An 18,748-nucleotide genomic window follows, 5' to 3' on the forward strand; every position below is an offset into this window, starting at 1 on the left:
ACCCTCTAAGTCAGCCATCAATTACTAATTAACTATTAAACTGCGCTTCCTCAGTAGAACCCTTCAATGCTGTCGTGGAAGAGGTCCCTCCCGAAATCACTATGGAAACCTGATCAAAGTAACCTGTTCCCACTTCTCTTTGATGACGAGTTGCTGTATAGCCTTTCTCTTCGCTTGCAAATTCCGCTTCTTGTAATTCGGAGTATGCAGCCATCCCATACTCTTTATAACTGCGTGCCAGTTCGAACATGCTGTGATTCAACGCATGAAATCCAGCTAACGTAACGAATTGAAACTTATAGCCCATCTTTCCTAATTTTTCTTGGAAACTAGCAATGGTCACATCGTCCAATTTCTTTTTCCAATTGAAGGATGGCGAGCAGTTATAAGCTAGTAACTTGCCAGGGTATTTTTCATGAATAGCTTCAGCAAACCTTCTTGCTTCTTCCAAATTTGGTTCAGATGTTTCACACCACACTAAATCAGCATACTCTGCATATGCAAGTCCGCGTGCTATCGCTTGATCAAGACCCGCTTTTACGCGGAAAAATCCTTCAGGTGTCCGCTCCCCAGTAATGAACGGAGCATCATATGGGTCAACATCGCTTGTGATTAAATCAGCGGCATTGGCATCTGTACGTGCCACTACTAATGTCGGAACTCCCATTACATCTGCGGCTAGCCTAGCCGCAACTAAGTTACGGACAGCGGTTTGGGTTGGTAATAAAACTTTCCCGCCTAAGTGACCGCATTTTTTTTCAGAGGAAAGTTGGTCTTCAAAATGGACGGCTGCGGCCCCCGCCTCAATCATTGCTTTCATCAATTCAAATACATTCAATTGTCCCCCAAAGCCTGCCTCAGCATCGGCAACAATTGGAGCAAACCAATCGACCGAATTGTCCCCTTCTGCATGATGAATTTGATCAGCCCGCTGCAATGCTTGATTGATCTTCTTTACCACATTCGGAACACTATTGGCTGGATATAGACTTTGGTCAGGGTACATTTGCCCAGAAAGATTCGCATCAGCTGCGACTTGCCAACCACTCAAATAAATAGCTTTTAATCCTGCCTTTACCTGTTGAATGGCTTGATTTCCTGTCAAAGCCCCAAGTGCATGAACATAGTCTTCCTCATTTAATAGCTTCCACAGCTTTTTGGCACCTCGGCGCGCTAATGTATATTCAATATCTACCGAACCACGCAGCCTTATCACCTCATCTGCCTGATAAGGTCTTTTCACTCCATTCCAACGTCGATCCATTTCCCAGCTCTCTTGAAGTTTTTTTACACGATCAGTCATTTACTACCTTCCTCCTTTTGATTATAAAGTGAAACTTCCATCAGTGGGGTTTCCCTCCCACTGATGGTTAGTTGGACCAATCACACTCAGAACGGCACGTCCTGTGCCTTCGCCTGACTTGGACACCCTGTCCGTCGTCGGATCTTTGCGGGCAGTTGATCCCCCACCTATCTTCTTTGTTCACTACGAATCTTGAGGTGGGGGTCTTATTGCCCGTTATGTTGGGATAAAATTTGATAGCCTGGTAATGTGAGGAATTCTATGAACTCATCTTCTACTATCAGCTGATCGAATAATTGTTCCGCTTCTGAAAAGCGTCCTGTTTGAAACGCAGTTTCTCCTAATTCAGATGCAATTTTCTCCAGCTCTTCTGCTTTAAATTGTTGATACATCTGAATAGTTACCTTCCTTCCGTCTTCTAAAATTCCTTTTGGGTGACGAATCCATTGCCAAACCTGCGCCCGAGAAATTTCTGCTGTAGCTACATCCTCCATTAAATGATTAATCGGCGCTGCTCCACGTCCGCATAACCAAGAAGCAACATATTGAATGCCCACATTAATATTCATTCTGACTCCTTGCTCGGTGATGGTGCCGTCTGGCACTTCAAGTAGTTGCTCGGCTGTTACTTGTAAATCTTCTAATCTCTTAGTCTTAATTTGGTTTGCTAAAGGCATTTCACAATTAAAAACCTCCATTGCCACTGGAACAAGCCCTGGATGGGCAACCCATGTACCATCATGGCCATCACGAGCTTCGCGCTCTTTATCCGCACGGACTTTTTCAAATGCCTCTTCATTCGCCTGCGGGTTACTACGTACGGGGATTTGCGCAGCCATTCCACCAATTGCTGGTGCATTCCGATGATGGCATGTCTGAATGGTCAGTAAGGAATACGCCCTCATGAACGGAACTGTCATCGTTACTTGTGAACGGTCCGGTATAATCATAGCTTCTTGGTTGCGAAGCTTTTTTACATAACTAAAAATGTAATCCCAGCGACCACAATTTAACCCTGCGGAATGTTCTTTTAATTCATATAAAATTTCATTCATTTCAAAAGCCGCCATAATGGTTTCAAGTAGAACCGTTGCTTTTATCGTTCCTTGGGGTAGCCCTAATTCTTCTTGGGCATAAATAAACACATCATTCCAAAGTCTTGCTTCTAAATGACTTTCTAACTTTGGCAAGTAAAAGTAAGGACCGCTTCCATTAGTTACTAGCGTTTTAGCATTGTGGAAAAAATACATGCCAAAATCGAATAAGCTTCCTGAGATTGGTTTCCCATCAAGAAGAAGATGTTTCTCTTCTAAATGCAGTCCCCTTGGTCTTACCATTAACACGGCGATCTCTTCGTTCAACTCATATTTTTTCCCTTTTGAATTTTCAAAGGAAATCGTTCGATTGACCGCATCTCTTAAATTAATTTGACCCTCAACTACATTTTCCCAAGTAGGGGAGGTGGCATCTTCACAATCTGCCATGAACACCTTCGCCCCCGAATTGAGTGCATTGATGACCATTTTACGATCTGTCGGTCCTGTTATTTCCACGCGACGATCTTGCAAATCTGCTGGTAAAGGAGCGATAATCCAATCCCTATTTCGTATTCCTTCGGTTTCAGATAAGAAATGAGGAAGAACCCCGTTATCAAGTTCAATTTGCCCTTGTTTTCTGTACTGCAACAGTTCAAATCTCCTCTTTCCAAACTTTCTTTCTAATTGCTCTACAAATTGGAGAGCTTCGTCAGTCAGAATCTCAGCATAAAACGGCTTCATTTCACCAATTACTTCAATACCTGTCGTCTGAGTGGACATTCAAGCGTTCACCTCTTTAAATGTTATAAAACAGGGTTATATTATTAATTGTATTATATAACAGTTGAATCGAAATGATACTAAAATAAATGCAAATGGACATTCCTTTCGCTCGACCCTTTTCGACACACTTCACCGCATTAACGCAACGGGGGTCAGACCCCCAGCGCTTTACAGCGCTGAAGGGCCTGACCCCCGTAAATATATTAATACATTTCAGATGTTGTTTTGCCTTGCATATGTTGTAGTAGATAGTCTGGGCCACCTGCTTTGGAGTCGGTTCCAGACATGTTGAAGCCGCCGAATGGTTGGTATCCAACGATGGCACCTGTACAGCCACGGTTGAAGTATAGGTTTCCAACGTGGAAGTCTTCACGCGCTTGTTGGATTTTCTCACGGTTGCGAGTGATCACTGCACCAGTTAAACCGTATTCCGTGTTATTCGCAATTTCAATTGCATGGTCGAAATCACGAGCTTTACAAATACCAACAACTGGTCCGAAGATTTCTTCTTGCATGATGCGTGCTTTCGGATCTAGATCAGCGATAACTGTTGGTTGGATGAAGAAACCTTTAGAGCTATCTCCTTCTCCACCAGCGACAAGACGTCCTTCACCTTTACCGATTTCAATATAATCCATAATTTTATTGAATGAGCTTTGATCAATAACAGGACCCATGAACGTTTCTTGCTTTTCAGGGTTTCCTACTGTTTTCTCCTTAGTAAGTTCAATCACACGATTTAATACCGTATCATAAACATCCTCAACGATAACCGCACGAGAACATGCAGAACATTTTTGACCTGAGAAACCAAAAGCAGAAGCAACAATCGATTGTGCTGCTAATTCTAAATCAGCTTCGCTATCAACAACGATTGTGTCCTTGCCACCCATTTCAGCGATCACACGTTTTAACCAAATTTGGCCTTCGTTTAATTTAGAAGCACGTTCAAAAATACGTAAACCAACATCACGTGAACCCGTGAAGCTGATGAAACGAGTATCTTTATGATCAACTAAGTAATCCCCAACTTCCGCACCGCTACCAGGAACGAAATTAAGAACGCCTTTTGGAAGACCTGCTTCTTCCATTACCTCTACAAATTTAGCTGCAACAATTGGAGTTGTAGAAGCTGGTTTTAATAATACTGTGTTTCCTGTTACAATCGCTGCCACCGCAGTACCAGCCATAATTGCAAACGGGAAGTTCCAAGGAGAGATGATGATTCCTACTCCTAATGGGATATAGTCATAACGGTTATATTCATTTGGACGACTGTTTACTGGAACACCATCTTTAATGAGTAACATTTGACGAGCATAGAACTCTAAGAAATCGATGGCTTCAGCTGTATCTGCATCCGCTTCGTTCCATGGCTTCCCAGCTTCTTTCGTTAAAAGGGCAGAAAACTCATGCTTACGACGACGGATAATCGCAGCTGCTTTGAAAAGGACATCTGCACGAATTTCAGGCTTTACTTTTCTCCACGTTTTAAACGCTTCTACCGCAGCTTGCATCGCTTGCTCAGCTAAATCACGGCTTGCTTTTGAAACGCGACCAATCAATTCTTCTTTATTGCTTGGATTATAAGAAGCAATTTTATCCTCAGTCGTAATTTTCTCTCCACCAATAACTAATGGGAAATCTTGACCTAAATAGCCCTCTACTGTTTGTAACCCAGTTAAATAACCTTTACGATTTTCTTCATCATTAAAATTCGTAAATGGCTCGTGTTTATATGGTTGTACCATCTTTAAACGCCTCCTATGTAAAATACGTTTTAACCATTTATCATTTTATCACGATTCATTGGAATCCATCAATGAAACGGATTTCCTTTAGAATTTTGGAAAAATTCCGCCGACTATTTGATATAGCATGATTTTTTACAAACAAAAACCTGACCACATAAGTCAGGTTTTTTGATTATTTTTTAAAAATGACCTAATCATAAATATGCACAAATGGCTGGTCTTGATCCGCTTTTCGAACAATTAACGCTTCTGGTCCGCTAACTGAGGTTATATCGACCTGAACAGAAATATAATCAGGGAAATGTTTCATTACAAGTCCTGTTGCATACTGTGTAAATCCGATCGCTTCAGCCCTGCCATAAAACTGAATAGGTATCGAAATATTTAAATTCTCTAGTTGGTCACCATTATAAAAAGCTTTACCAATTACCCCTGTAAAATTTGGAAAATATTCTTCTACATCTTGTTTAAAATTTAAGAAAGCAGTTACATCATCACGATGATCTTCTGATGCATCTGTTGATGGAAATAAGTAATACTTTTCATCTACTTTTTGCCACTTATCAATATTAGAGCTTCCTTTATCTACAACGGTAAAGGTAAAGAAATTTCCAGGTACAACTGATGCCTTACTTTCCTGTTCAAATAAAGCAACCATTAAGGGAACATCTTTCAAACCTGACATCCCTCTTACTCTTCTCACTACTTCAGCTGCTATCTTTTTCCCTTCCTTAGCCATCTCATCTTGAGGGATCTTTTTTTCAAAGGTTGGCCCATATTTCTCTGTCTGATAATAATGAATGGAATTAAGAGCTAATCCAATCACGATACCACCTAATTGAACTGTCCCTTTTTGACTTTTTACTAAGTAGTTATGCTCTAAGATATGGGCTAGGTAAATCGGATTTCTTGAATTCCGTTCTTTTACATCCCCTTTTTCATCATCTAACGGATTTAAACCGATGTTTTCTGATTCACTTAAATTATTCTCTTTTAATTGTGCAGGTGTAAATTTTCGGTTTAACCAAAGTTCAACCGTCTTACTATCTAAGTTCTGTCCTTCTTGAAATAGATATTGGTCCGGATTAAAGGATTCCTGTGCCATCCTCATTAGACCCATTTCAAATTCACTAATATCATTTCTCGTATTTAAGTTGTTTACAACCTTTCCACGTGCCTTACTTGGTTCAAAAGGCAGGATTGTCCGATAATATTGATCGGAAATCTTATACTTTGGAATGATTGCTTTTTCTTTTGAATCTTTCTTTTCTTGAACCACTTCCTCTTGCTCTTTAAAATTCGGTGCGCAACCGCTAAGCAAAAGAAAGAGGGACAGTAGAACTATGAAAAATGGCCTCACAGTCTCCCACCTCTATTATCTTTGAAGTTGTCCAGCTTCAGGCGCCAGCGACTGATGTACTTCACACTCTTCCCTACGATAAGTCAACATCGACGCTTGCGCTCTTCGTGTTTCCTTTATCTCGGGGTAGAGTGCTTCAGACCTGTCATGCGCTAAACGGCGCCCTACGCCTTTCTTAGTTCTTCGAGCATTTTCTCCTCGCTCCATATTTCTATACCTAATTCCTGTGCTTTGGTAAGCTTTGATCCAGCATCTTCGCCGGCAATGACGATGTCTGTCTTTTTACTCACACTTCCTGCTATTTTTGCCCCTAGCGCCTCAAGCTTATCTTTTGCTTCGTTTCGTGATAGCTGTTCAAGCTTCCCAGTTAATACGACTGTTTTACCAGCAAAAATTGAATTTGATTCCGCAGCTATGACTGGCTTAGGGCCTTTGTAGTCCATATTCACTCCGGCTGTTTTTAATTCAGCTACTAATTCATGAACTTCCTCATTCTCAAAATAGGTCACAATGGAGTTAGCCATTTTTTCACCGATTTCATTAACAGCCGTTAATTCTTCTTCCGTTGCTGCTGACAGACGATCCATCGATTCAAATTGTTGAGCCAATGTTTTTGCTGCCTTTGCCCCGACATGACGAATCCCAAGTCCAAACAATAATTTTTCTAATGAATTTCCTTTTGAGGCTTCAATAGCACTCAATAAGTTTGTCACGGATTTTTCACCCATCCGCTCTAATCCAAGTAATTGTTCCTTCGTCAAGTGATAAAGATCTGCTACATCTTCTATTAACTTTTCTTGAAAAAGCTGACTAATCACTTTTTCGCCTAATCCATCTATATTCATAGCGTCTCTGGATACAAAATGAATAAGTCCCTCACGAATTTGCGCTGGGCATTTTGGATTAATGCACCGTAAAGCTACTTCTTCCTCTAATCGAATTAAATCACTTTCACATTCAGGACAGTGGGTAGGCATTTGGAATTCCTTTTCCTCCCCTGTTCTCCGTTCAGGAAGTACATTGACGACTTCAGGTATAATGTCACCAGCTTTTTTTATGACGACATAGTCACCAATTTTGATATCTTTTTCCCGAATTAAATCCTCATTATGCAAGGAAGCACGCCCGACAGTTGTTCCTGCAACTTTAACCGGTTCTAATATGGCCGTCGGTGTAACAACTCCTGTCCTACCTACACTTAGTTCGATATCCTTTAATACTGTTACAACTTCCTCAGCTGGAAATTTATAAGCAGTCGCCCATCTTGGACTTTTCGCTGTCATTCCAAGCTGTTCCTGTTGTTCTAAGGAATCTACTTTAACAACCATTCCATCGATTTCATAAGGGAGATGAGGTCTTTTTTCCACCCAGCTTTCAACGAATTCGATCACTTCTTCAATCTTATCAAATTTTCGGCGTTCTTGATTTGTTTTGAAGCCTAATTTTTCGAGATAATTAAGTCCTTCACTATGGGAAATTATTTCTAATCCCCCTACATCAGCAATCGAATACAAATATACATCTAGGTTACGTGATGCAGCAATTTTCGAATCCAGCTGACGCAGTGACCCCGCAGCAGCATTTCTTGGGTTAGCTGCGAGCTCTTCTCCGTTTTCTGCTTTCATTTTATTTAAAGCTTCAAACGATTTTTTTGGCATAAAAACTTCGCCACGAACTTCTAGGGATACAGGTTCTGTTAATCGTAAAGGGATAGATTTTATCGTCTTCAGATTGGCGGTAATATCTTCGCCAACAGACCCATCTCCACGAGTCGCACCTTGAATAAATAGGCCATTTTCATAACGAAGAGACACAGCTAGGCCATCAATTTTCAATTCACAAACATATGAAATATCTTCGCTAATCATTCCACGAATCCGGCGATCGAAATCCTTTAAATCCGCCTCATTAAAGGCATTCCCTAAACTCAGCATTGGAGTGCGATGTTCCACTTTTTTAAAAGAATCTAATACCGCTCCTCCCACCCGTTGCGTCGGAGAATCAGGTGTTTGCAAATCCGGAAATTGCTGTTCTAATTCCACAAGTTCTCTTAGAAGTTGATCATATTCCGCATCAGGAACAGTTGGTTTATCAAGAACATGGTATTGATAATTATATTGATTTAGCAGGTTTTGTAATTCGATCACTCGATCCTCAGTCTGTCGTGCACCCATTTGTTCCTCTCCTTTATAGAGATATATCCTGCTCATGACCATTGCATTATGAGTAGTCAGTTATACTTTTTTTATTGGCGCAAATTTCGCTAAAAGACGCTTAATGCCAGTCGGACTAGGGAAAGCAATATCAAGCTCTTTGCCCTCTCCTTCTCCTTTTACACTAACAACCGTCCCAATTCCCCATTTGCCATGTTCGGCTTTATCACCAACATTCCACCCAATTCCTTCTCCACCAGTTTCTCTTGTAACAGGGCGAATCACAGGGTTTCTTGGACCAGTGGTAGCTGTCTGTCGACCAGCAGAGGCGAACCCTCCGCTTCCCATTCGATTTGGCGGCTGAAAGGGTTCCATTAAATCTTCAGGAATTTCTCTAATGAATCTTGATGCTGGATTCATACTTGTTCGGCCGTAAAGCGTACGCATTTGCGCATTTGTAATAAATAAATCTTGTTCTGCACGAGTGATTCCTACGTATGCCAAGCGACGCTCTTCCTCCATTTCAGCTTCTTCCATTAAGGAACGTGAATGAGGAAATACACCTTCTTCTAATCCAATTAAGAACACGACAGGAAATTCCAATCCTTTGGCAGAGTGAAGAGTCATTAGAACAACGGCATCTGCTGGCTGTCCTTCCTCATCTAGACGATCAATGTCAGCAACAAGCGCTAAATCAGTTAAAAAGGCAACTAGGCTCTTATCTTCATTTACTTCTTCGAAATTTTTCGTAACAGATAATAATTCTTCTAAGTTTTCTAGTCGACTTTGTGATTCTATCGACTTTTCTGCTTTGAGCATTTCTCTGTACCCTGATTTTTCTAAAACCTCTTCAACAAGCTCTGTTACCGATAGAAATTCCTGCATCCCAGTATAGCCACTTATCAGGTTTCGGAAATCTCTACATGCCTTTGTAATTTTAGGACTTAAACCTATTAACTCAATCGAGTCCAATGCTTGGAACATCGACAAATCATGCATAGCAGCAAAATCCGCAATTTTATCAACTGAACTTGACCCTACTCCACGCTTAGGAACATTGATGATCCTTTGTAAGCTAATATCGTCATCAGGGTTTGCGATTAATCTTAAATAAGCTAGAATGTCCTTAATTTCTTTACGATCATAGAACTTAATTCCTCCGACAATCGAATATTCCATATTCGATTTAAGCAAAGCTTCCTCCATCACACGAGATTGAGCATTTGTGCGATATAAAATAGCTATTTCAGAAGCTTTTCTTTTACCTGAATCGACTAGCTCTTTAATTTTCCCAATAACGAATTGGGCTTCTCCTTGCTCACTGTCCGCACGGTAATAGCAGATTTTGTTTCCTTCTGCATTTTCCGTCCATAAGTTCTTAGCCTTACGATTTAAATTATTTTCAATCACTTTATTGGCCGCAAGAAGAATTCTCTTTGTGGAACGATAGTTTTGCTCCAACAGAATGACATTGGCATTTGGATAATCCTTTTCAAAGGATAAAATGTTTGCAATATCCGCCCCACGCCAGCGATAAATCGATTGATCCGAGTCACCAACAACACAAAGATTTTTAAATCGGCTTGCCAGCATCTTAACAAGCATATATTGCGCGCGGTTCGTATCCTGATACTCATCCACATGTATATATTGAAATTTCCGCTGATAGTATTCTAAAACCTCGGGAACACGATTGAAAAGCTGTATTGTCATCATAATTAAATCGTCGAAATCGAGTGCTTGATTTTTTCGTAATCGTTTTTGATACTCGGTATACACATCACTGACGACTTGGTCAAAATAACCGCTAGCCTGCTTTGCGTATTCTTCTGTATCCATCAGTTCATTTTTTGCACTACTAATGGATCCAAGCAATGCTCTCGGATCGAATTTCTTCGGATCAATATTTTTGTCTTTTAAAATTCCTTTAATAACGGATTGTTGGTCCGTTGTATCAAGAATCGTGAAATTGCGATTAAATCCCATTCGATCAATATCACGTCTTAAAATTCTTACACACATGGAGTGGAAGGTTGAAATCCAAATTTCATCTGCCACTCCCCCCATCATCGTCCTAATCCGATCTTTCATCTCTCGGGCGGCTTTATTCGTAAAGGTAATCGCTAAAATATTGTAAGGATTAACACCTTTTTCAACCATTAAATAACCAATTCGATGAGTTAAGACACGAGTCTTTCCACTACCAGCACCCGCCATGAGCAGCAAAGGTCCTTCTGTCGTTTTGACTGCCTTTTGTTGTTCTGGGTTTAAACCGTTTAATAAGCGTTCAGTTAAAAATTGCATTATCCATTCACCACCAAACAAACGTATGTTCCTATTTCTATTTTAACGATCTATTTCTTCACAATCAATTCTTTTCTTTTGAAGCTTGTACCGTTTGTAAAGCTTCTTCAAGATTTTCATAAATGACATTTCCGACAACAATTACATCGGCAAATGCAGACATTTCCTTCGCCTTTTCAACGGTGTCAATTCCTCCACCATAAAAGAGCGTTGTCTTTTCTAGTACTTTTTTAACATTAGCAACGACCTCTGGATCGCCGTATAAGCCACTGTATTCTAAATAAAAAATCGGAAGATGAAACATTTTTTCTGCCATTCGAGCGTAGGCAAGAATATCTTCTACCTCTATATTTGTTTTAGCTGAAGTATGTTGGGCGGCTTTACAATTCTCATTTAAAATACAATAGCCTTCCACCATTATTTCATTCCAATCCATTAACTCACCATATTCTTTTAAAGCGTCATGGTGTAAGCCAACAATCCATTTTGAATCCTCGCTATTTAATACAGTTGGAATAAAATATAGATCAAATCCTGGGGAGATGGTTTCAATTGAAGAAATTTCACAAACACAAGGAACGGTATAACGACGAATTCTTGCCATTAGATCAAGAACATCCTCTAATGTTACCCCATCTGTTCCGCCAACAATGACAGCATCTGTCCCCGATTCACAAATTCTTTCTAAATGCTCATCGGATATCTTTTTATTCGGATCTAATTTAAATACATGACGCCATTCACGTACATCATACATACGCTACACCTCCAATCCCATTCTGTGTTATTTTCACAGAATATACAATTCCATTTAACCATTATAGCATCCAAACCTAACTGCAAACAAAAAAAGGGCTGACCGAAAAGTTAAACTTTTCAAAGTCAGCCAAGATGCTTTTATTGTCCAGCGCAAGCGTCCTAGCCCCTTCCGTACAGGATGTACAAGTGTCGACAATGCGACAGGACGTCGCGCCTTTGTCGACCTCGAGGTCAAATGTTCGCCACCCAAAAAGTCAAAGAACGACTTTCCGGGTGCGAAGCATTTGCTTGTCGGGGCTGATCAAGGCGCTTCCGCTTTTATTACTTCTCTTCCGAATTAGCTATTTGTTCTTCTTTAATTCGATCTAAAGCTAATTCATAGGCATCATTTCCATAGTTCAAACAACGTTTGACTCTAGAAATCGTTGCCGTGCTTGCGCCTGTTTCAGATTCAATTTGATGATATGTTTTTCCTTCGCGTAGCATACGTGCTACTTCTAAGCGTTGTGATAAAGATTGAATTTCATTGATTGTAGCAAGATCATCGAAAAATCGATAACATTCTTCCAAGTCATTTAATGAAAGAATCGCTTTAAATAACTGATCTAATTCTTTGCCTCTTAATTTGTCGATTTGCATGATTTTACCCCTTATCATTTATTTATCTTCAAACGAAACGGACTTTTGTAGTCCTTTATCCGTCGGGATGACATTGATCCATGTTTTCCCTGGCACTAAACGAGCTTCTGATCCATTTTGAAAAGGAACAATTTGCCCATCAACATTTCCCCAGGTTATTTCATTCCATTTCCCCTTCTGAAGCAAGTATCCGTTTCCTCCAGAAGTAAGATTAACTTCCCTACGGCCAACAGAATCAAGCAGCTTATGCTGCATTTCAATAATCATTATATTATCGATGAGAACAGGCTCTTTACTTTCATAGTCAATAGTCTGTTCACCATTTGAATAACGTTTGTATCTACCTAATGTATCATCGTAATCGTAAATCGCATTAAACAACGCACTTGAAAAGTAGGAAACCATCACCGATTTCGCTTCTTTTCCTTGAATACTTTCGATTTCATTTTTCTTATAAAACTTATAGGAAGGTGGCTGAATATTCATTGCAAAATGATTTTTTTCTGCCCCTTTTAAAATATTTTCATAGGTGATATACGAATTATGTGGGGCTTTCCGTTCACTAGATCTTTTAAAAAGCGTACCATCATAAACCATTCCATTTAAATTATCAATATAACCTGATTCAAGCATTTTTCTCGCTTCAGGACTATATCCATGAGCAATATACAGGCCATTTAATCCTTTGGCAAGATCAATATAATAATCTCTTGCACTACGGACAGGACCAACTTTTTCAGGCTTTTCGCTTTGAAAAACAGCTAAAAACCTCGTTACATCCCCTTCCGCCAACAATTCAAATACGATATCCGCTTTATGAAGACCAGAATGCGGTCTCGCCTTTGGATGGTTATTTACCATAACAGCTACCGCACGAGTATCAACAGCTACCTCTGACCCTATACCAGTTAAAGGAAAAGTATAAGGATAGATTTTTTCACCAGCATCATTCTGTTGCGGCTTCTCGATTTTCGACTCATTATTGACTGGTTTCGCAGTTTTCTCGTTATCACTACATCCAGTAAGCAGTAATCCCAATGCCGAGCCTATTACTATCCATTTTGTTATCTTCAAAAATAAACACCTCATTATCCATTACATTGGTGTAAGGTAGATCTCTTGATGTTGATTCTTATGGTTTTTATTTTAATACGTTAATACTGTTATATTTTAACGCATGATTGAAGGAAAGAGTATCATTTTATTCATGACATCATAGATTCCTTGTTGAGTAATCCGAATATATGGCAAATGGGTTGATGCGAAAAATAGTAAAGAATAAATCGGATCACTAAAATGGTATCCTCTTTCATTTAAATGTTTAGTAAGTACCTTCTCTTGTCTAATAATTTCATTTAAAGAAGCATCTGACATGATACCAGATAAAGTGAGTGGTATTTCTACTAGTACCTCACCGTTTTCAACGAGTGCAATGCCACCGCCTATTTCCTTGATCCGCTGAAATGCTAATTGCATGTCTTGTTTACTTTTTCCAATTAAAATAAGATCTCCTGTATTTGAAAAAGAACTAGCTAGTCCTGAAACACGATTAGAAAAACCCTTTAATATCGTATTAATCCGCCACTTTCCGTTTCGATCAACGAGCATAAAGAAGCTTTCATCATGTGTATCAGGTAACTCGTCCAACGAAATATCTATAGTAATCGAGTATGGTTTTGTTATGACGGCGTTCTCCATCTCCATTCCAAACGGCATGGAGAACTGTAAATCATCAGAAGTTAAATCCCAATCTAACTGTAACGGTTTTAAACCGTGTTCTCCCCAGTCAACCGAAATCAAATCCTTTTCAATCCTACCGTCTCTTTTCACCCAATGACCTTTTGCCAACACTGATATTGGTGTCGGATTGTATTCATTCTCAAGGAAATTTATATTTGCAATTCGACCTGTAGCAATATTCCCATGTAAATGCTCCAAATTATAATATCGGGCGACATTAATCGTTCCCATATTATAGGCATCAATTAAAGGAACACCTTTTTCAATCGCCATTCTAATCATATGATCAATCAAACCTTGCTCATAAAATGACGCTGAAGATCCATCTGTTGTAAAAATCATTTTGTCATAAGCAGTGATGTTCATCTTCTTCATCTCATCCAGCAATACCGGTAAGTCTGGGCGAATCGAAGAATAACGAAGTGACACGGTATAGCCTTGCATCAAGCGATTGTAGATATCTTTACCTGTCATTGATTCATGATCGCAATCAGCACCGAATAACATCATCTTCGCTAATGTTTTCTCTGATGCACCAGGAAAATGACCTTCAATTTGTTTCCTCATTCGCTTCGCTTCTTGAATCCAGTGAAGCATCATATCATCTCCAGCCAAAAGCTTCGGCCAGCCTGTCAATTCTCCACCTTGAACAACTGAATCATGCTCCAGCCAGGATTTCACATGATTATGGGAAAAATAATTTTCCTCATCCATCACTTCCGTCTGACCGTCGAATCGGCACCACCAGTACATCGTAACTGGATGATTGCGAAGTTCCGCCAACAACGAAAAGGCCCTCTCTTTTTCTAACTGTAAAACTAGTGCCATATTATCATTGATTATAGTTGTAGTCCCAAACTGTGATGCATATGTAGCAAAGGTTTGGGGATTATATAATTGGAAAGGATGTGCGTGTGGTTCGATGTAACCTGGTACAAGGAATTCATTTGTACAATCAACCACTTCACAACCTTGTAAATTTTCTGGAAGCTTTTCACCAACATACACAATTCGATCTTCATAAATCCAAATATTCGCCCTCATCCACTGGCGAAAAACTTGATTTAAATAGTTCGCGTTTTTCAAAAGAATGGTCGGAGCGATATGGCCATCTAATATAGAAATGTGTTCACGAATTTGTCTATTTTTCCAGCGGTAACGCTGATCGTGCATCTGTTTCCCCTCCCTACTGTATGTAGGCTATTCATTAATGAAAGCACTTTCATTTTGAATATTATCTTAACATATTTCGCAATTTAACGCACTAAAGAGTTTGGGTAAATTGACGAAAGGTTGTGTGAAAATGAACGTTAAACCAAATATCGGATTACTAAATGCCTTAATCCGCATCACATGCGGGCTAACCATTCTCGCTTGGAGCACATCCAAACTTGTGAAATGCCCGTGGAGGGATTCCTATTTATTCACGGCCATGATGGGTGCAATGAAAGTGGCTGAAGGAATTGTACGTTATTGCCCGATAACAGATCTTTGTAAACGACTGAAAGAAAATAGCACAAATGGTGACGTACCGATGGAATCTACTCACGTGTTACCGAATAATCCTTCATAGGAAAAGCGGAAGCGCCTTGATCAGCCCCGATAAAGAAGACTGATCGATTGGCGAGAGGAGCGAAGCCAGAGACCTAGTCGCACTTATGCAAACCGTTCTTTGGTTTGCCAAGCAAATGCTTCGCCAGCTGGAAAGTCGTTCTTTGACTTTTTGGCTGGCGAACATTTGACCTCGAGGTCGACAAGGGCTCGGGCGTCCTGTCGCATTGTCGACACTAGTACATCCTGTACGTCGGGGCTAGGACGCTTGCGCTGGACAATTTTCGAAGTCCGAAAATGTTATACTTTCTTATCTTTTTAAAAAATAAGTCTGGCTCGAGGGACCTTCGAGCCAGACCAAAATAGGAGTGATGATCATGTTCATGGAATATCTTTCTGATATGTCCTTTGTACTTGTTGTGCTAATCGGCGGTATCGTCGCCATATCCTACACTTATATTAGACGTTCACGGAAACGTGCGCGATAGCTTTATTTCCGATATCTTTTCGGAAAAATAGGCCATCCCAATGATGTTCAGTTAAATAATCATAAACTGCTTGTTTCGAATCGACTATAGTTTCACCTTTTGCTGCTACCAATAATACTCTGCCGCCATTAATGAGCCAACTACCATCGGTATGTTGGTCTGTTCCTGCGTGATAAATTTGTACTTCCTTGTTATTTTGAGCGATTGTAAATGGCTTCCCTTTTGTGATCAGTTCACCTGGATAACCTTTCGCTGCTAAAACCACACCTATAACTGGAGACGGATCCCATTCAATCATCACTTCTTCACCCTCTAAAACTTGAAGAAGTACACTTAAGAAATCCGACTTCATTCGCGGCAAGATTACCTGTGTCTCCGGATCCCCAAATCGGGCATTAAATTCAATTACTTTAGGACCTTCGGCTGTTAAAATTAGACCTGCATAAAGAACACCGCAAAAACTTCGATCTTCTTTAACTAACGCTTCAGCAGTTGGTTTAACTATTTTTTCTATCGCATATTTTATCGCTTCACTTGGAATTTGCGGGACTGGCGAATACGCGCCCATTCCCCCCGTATTCGGTCCTTCATCATTGTCATATGCACGTTTATGGTCTTGAGCAATTTCTAATGGCGTAACCTGATTTCCGTTCACAAACGCCATCAGAGAAAACTCTTCGCCTGCTAAAAACTCCTCAATAACAACAGATGCTGAGGATGTTCCAAATCTTTGATCCATAAGCATGTCTTTCAAAGCATCTAGTGCTTCTTCCAATGTCATTGCCACAACAACGCCTTTTCCGGCAGCAAGTCCATCGGCTTTAATAACAATTGGTGCACCTTTTTCCTTAACATATTGAACAGCTGAATCATAATCTGAAAAAACCTCATATTCAGCAGTGGGAATACTGTATTTTTTCATTAGTTCTTTCGCAAAAGATTTACTGCCTTCAATCATTGCAGCCTGCTGGGTTGGTCCAAATACCTTTAATCCTTCTGCCATAAATCGATCAGCAAGACCTGCTAATAAGGGGATTTCAGGACCAAAAAACGTTAATCCAACTTCATTTTCCTTCACGAACTGAACGAGCTCATCATGGCTGTTTTCATCAATTGCTACTTGCTCGGCTACATCTTTCATACCTGGATTCCCTGGTGCAACGTAAACTTTTTCAACAAGAGCACTGTCACGAAACTTGTGGCAGATGGCATGTTCACGGCCGCCTCTTCCAATTACTAAGACTTTCAAACCAAATCCCCCTTAATGTTTAAAATGTCTTACTCCTGTAAATACCATGGCAATTCCGTACTCATCAGCTTTCTTGATCGAATCTTCGTCACGGATGGAGCCGCCTGGTTGAATAATAGCTGTGATACCCGCTTTTGCAGCAGCTTCAACCGTATCATCCATTGGGAAAAAGGCGTCAGAAGCCATAATCGCACCATTTGCTTTATCGGCTGCTTGCTCTAAGGCAATATTTGCTGCCCCGACGCGGTTCATTTGGCCAGCACCAATGCCGATCGTCATCTCTTTTGTTGCTACTACGATGGCGTTGGATTTCACATGCTTGACGACTTTCCAGCCTAACTTCAAAGCTTGCCATTCTTCCTCGGAAGGTTCCCTTTTCGTTACTACATTAAGCGCAGAGTCATTTAATTGGTGGGTATCTTCGTCTTGAACCAATAATCCGCCTTGAACTGACACTATTTTTTTATTAGGTGAGGTTTGAACTTCAAAAGGAATCGTTAATAATCGTAGGTTCTTTTTCGCTTGTAATATTTCAAGTGCCTCAGCTGAAAATGATGGGGCAATAATGATTTCCAGAAAAATTTCATGAAGCTTTTGAGCTGTCATACCATCCACTTCACGGTTAAGGGCAATAATTCCACCGAAAATGGAAACTGGATCTGCTTCGAATGTTTTTTCAAATGCTTCTTGAATATTCTCGCCCGTTCCAACCCCGCAAGGATTCATATGTTTAACCGCCACAGCTGCTGGAATTGTAAATTCTTTTAGAATTTGTAATGCCGCATCAGCATCATTAATATTGTTATAGGAAAGCTCTTTGCCGTGAAGCTTTTGGGCACGAGCAACCGAGAAATCGCTACCTAGTGGTTTGCTATAAAAAGCCGCTTTTTGATGAGGATTTTCCCCATAACGCAAGCCTTGATTTAATTCGTAAGTAACCGTTAAATTTTCTGGTGTTTCTTCCCCGACAAGCTCCGTCATATATTCGGCAATTAACGCATCATAGGCCGCCGTGTGACGAAACACTTTAGCTGCAAGCCTGCGGCGAGTTCCCTTCTCTGTTTTTCCAGACTGCTTTAGTTCTGATAAAACTACTTCGTAATCAGCAGGATCGACAACAACTGTGATATACTCGTGGTTTTTTGCAGATGCACGCAGCATCGTCGGACCACCGATATCGATGTTTTCAATCGCATCTTCAACCGTTACATCTGGTTTCGAGATGGTTTCCTTGAAAGGATATAAATTCACACAAACCACATCGATTAGGTCGATTTTATGCTCTACTAGTTGCTTTTGGTGATTTTCCTCACGTTTTGCTAGCAATGCCCCATGAATCGACGGATGCAATGTCTTCACTCGACCCTCTAAAATTTCTGGGAACTGAGTAACATCACTGACACCCATGACAGGAATATTATTCTCCTGCAATGCCTTCTTCGTCCCCCCAGTTGAAATAATCTCAAAACCTAATTCAACCAAACTCCTCGCAAACTCTACAATTCCCGCCTTATTCGAAACACTAATCAGCGCACGCTTCTTACTCATTTTTTAATTCCTCCTCCTTTAACGCAGTGAAGCACTGGGGGACTGACCCCCTATACTTTAACGCGGTGAAGCTGTGGGGG

The 18,748-nt window shown here is 40.3% G+C and carries 14 protein-coding genes; 2 read left to right on the forward strand and 12 right to left on the reverse strand.

Annotated features, from left to right (window positions below; all coding sequences use genetic code 11):
• Positions 1-28: 28 nt before the first annotated feature.
• The 10 genes from aceA to ACFSO7_RS14430 all read right to left on the reverse strand — a co-directional run bounded on the left by aceA (position 29) and on the right by ACFSO7_RS14430 (position 15,005).
• Positions 29-1,303: an isocitrate lyase gene (aceA, locus tag ACFSO7_RS14385; RefSeq protein ID WP_377878031.1), complete on the reverse strand. Its 1,275-nt coding sequence runs from the start codon at positions 1,301-1,303 to the stop codon at positions 29-31.
• Between the two features lie 206 nt (positions 1,304-1,509).
• The gene (aceB, locus tag ACFSO7_RS14390) at positions 1,510-3,120 is read right to left on the reverse strand and encodes a malate synthase A (RefSeq protein ID WP_377878032.1); all 1,611 of its coding nucleotides are present in this window, start codon (positions 3,118-3,120) and stop codon (positions 1,510-1,512) included.
• Between the two features lie 206 nt (positions 3,121-3,326).
• Positions 3,327-4,874 (reverse strand): L-glutamate gamma-semialdehyde dehydrogenase, encoded by a 1,548-nt coding sequence (pruA, locus tag ACFSO7_RS14395; protein WP_377878033.1) that lies wholly within the window; start codon positions 4,872-4,874, stop codon positions 3,327-3,329.
• A 193-nt stretch (positions 4,875-5,067) separates the two neighbouring features.
• Positions 5,068-6,237, reverse strand: coding sequence for a CamS family sex pheromone protein (locus ACFSO7_RS14400; RefSeq protein WP_377878034.1), 1,170 nt, complete (start codon positions 6,235-6,237; stop codon positions 5,068-5,070).
• 164 nt (positions 6,238-6,401) lie between these two features.
• Entirely contained in the window at positions 6,402-8,411 is a 2,010-nt protein-coding gene (gene ligA / locus ACFSO7_RS14405; RefSeq protein WP_377878035.1) for an NAD-dependent DNA ligase LigA, read from the reverse strand.
• Between the two features lie 60 nt (positions 8,412-8,471).
• The gene (gene pcrA, locus ACFSO7_RS14410; RefSeq protein ID WP_377878036.1) at positions 8,472-10,694 is read right to left on the reverse strand and encodes a DNA helicase PcrA; all 2,223 of its coding nucleotides are present in this window, start codon (positions 10,692-10,694) and stop codon (positions 8,472-8,474) included.
• Between the two features lie 64 nt (positions 10,695-10,758).
• On the reverse strand, positions 10,759-11,451 hold the full coding sequence (gene pcrB / locus ACFSO7_RS14415) for a heptaprenylglyceryl phosphate synthase (RefSeq protein WP_377878037.1): 693 nt from the start codon (positions 11,449-11,451) through the stop codon (positions 10,759-10,761).
• Positions 11,452-11,774: 323 nt separating this feature from the next.
• Entirely contained in the window at positions 11,775-12,092 is a 318-nt protein-coding gene (locus ACFSO7_RS14420) for a YerC/YecD family TrpR-related protein (protein WP_377878038.1), read from the reverse strand.
• Positions 12,093-12,110: 18 nt separating this feature from the next.
• The gene (locus ACFSO7_RS14425) at positions 12,111-13,166 is read right to left on the reverse strand and encodes a DUF3048 domain-containing protein (RefSeq protein ID WP_377878039.1); all 1,056 of its coding nucleotides are present in this window, start codon (positions 13,164-13,166) and stop codon (positions 12,111-12,113) included.
• Positions 13,167-13,262: 96 nt separating this feature from the next.
• Positions 13,263-15,005: an adenine deaminase C-terminal domain-containing protein gene (locus ACFSO7_RS14430; RefSeq protein WP_377878040.1), complete on the reverse strand. Its 1,743-nt coding sequence runs from the start codon at positions 15,003-15,005 to the stop codon at positions 13,263-13,265.
• Positions 15,006-15,135: 130 nt separating this feature from the next.
• Here ACFSO7_RS14430 and ACFSO7_RS14435 point away from each other — a divergent pair, with 130 nt between their 5' ends.
• Positions 15,136-15,405 (forward strand): YgaP family membrane protein, encoded by a 270-nt coding sequence (locus ACFSO7_RS14435; RefSeq protein ID WP_377878041.1) that lies wholly within the window; start codon positions 15,136-15,138, stop codon positions 15,403-15,405.
• Positions 15,406-15,784: 379 nt separating this feature from the next.
• Positions 15,785-15,871, forward strand: coding sequence for an EYxxD motif small membrane protein (locus ACFSO7_RS14440; protein WP_377878065.1), 87 nt, complete (start codon positions 15,785-15,787; stop codon positions 15,869-15,871).
• Here ACFSO7_RS14440 and purD read toward each other — a convergent pair.
• Complete coding sequence (gene purD / locus ACFSO7_RS14445) at positions 15,843-17,120, reverse strand: phosphoribosylamine--glycine ligase (RefSeq protein ID WP_377878042.1); 1,278 nt, start codon at positions 17,118-17,120, stop codon at positions 15,843-15,845. The two genes, ACFSO7_RS14440 and purD, sit on opposite strands and share 29 nt — an antisense overlap.
• Positions 17,121-17,132: 12 nt before the next feature.
• Positions 17,133-18,668 (reverse strand): bifunctional phosphoribosylaminoimidazolecarboxamide formyltransferase/IMP cyclohydrolase, encoded by a 1,536-nt coding sequence (gene purH / locus ACFSO7_RS14450; protein ID WP_377878043.1) that lies wholly within the window; start codon positions 18,666-18,668, stop codon positions 17,133-17,135.
• Positions 18,669-18,748: the final 80 nt, after the last annotated feature.

The organism is Bacillus sp. CGMCC 1.16607, assembly GCF_042683745.1.
Lineage (GTDB): Bacteria > Bacillota > Bacilli > Bacillales > Cytobacillaceae > Pseudoneobacillus.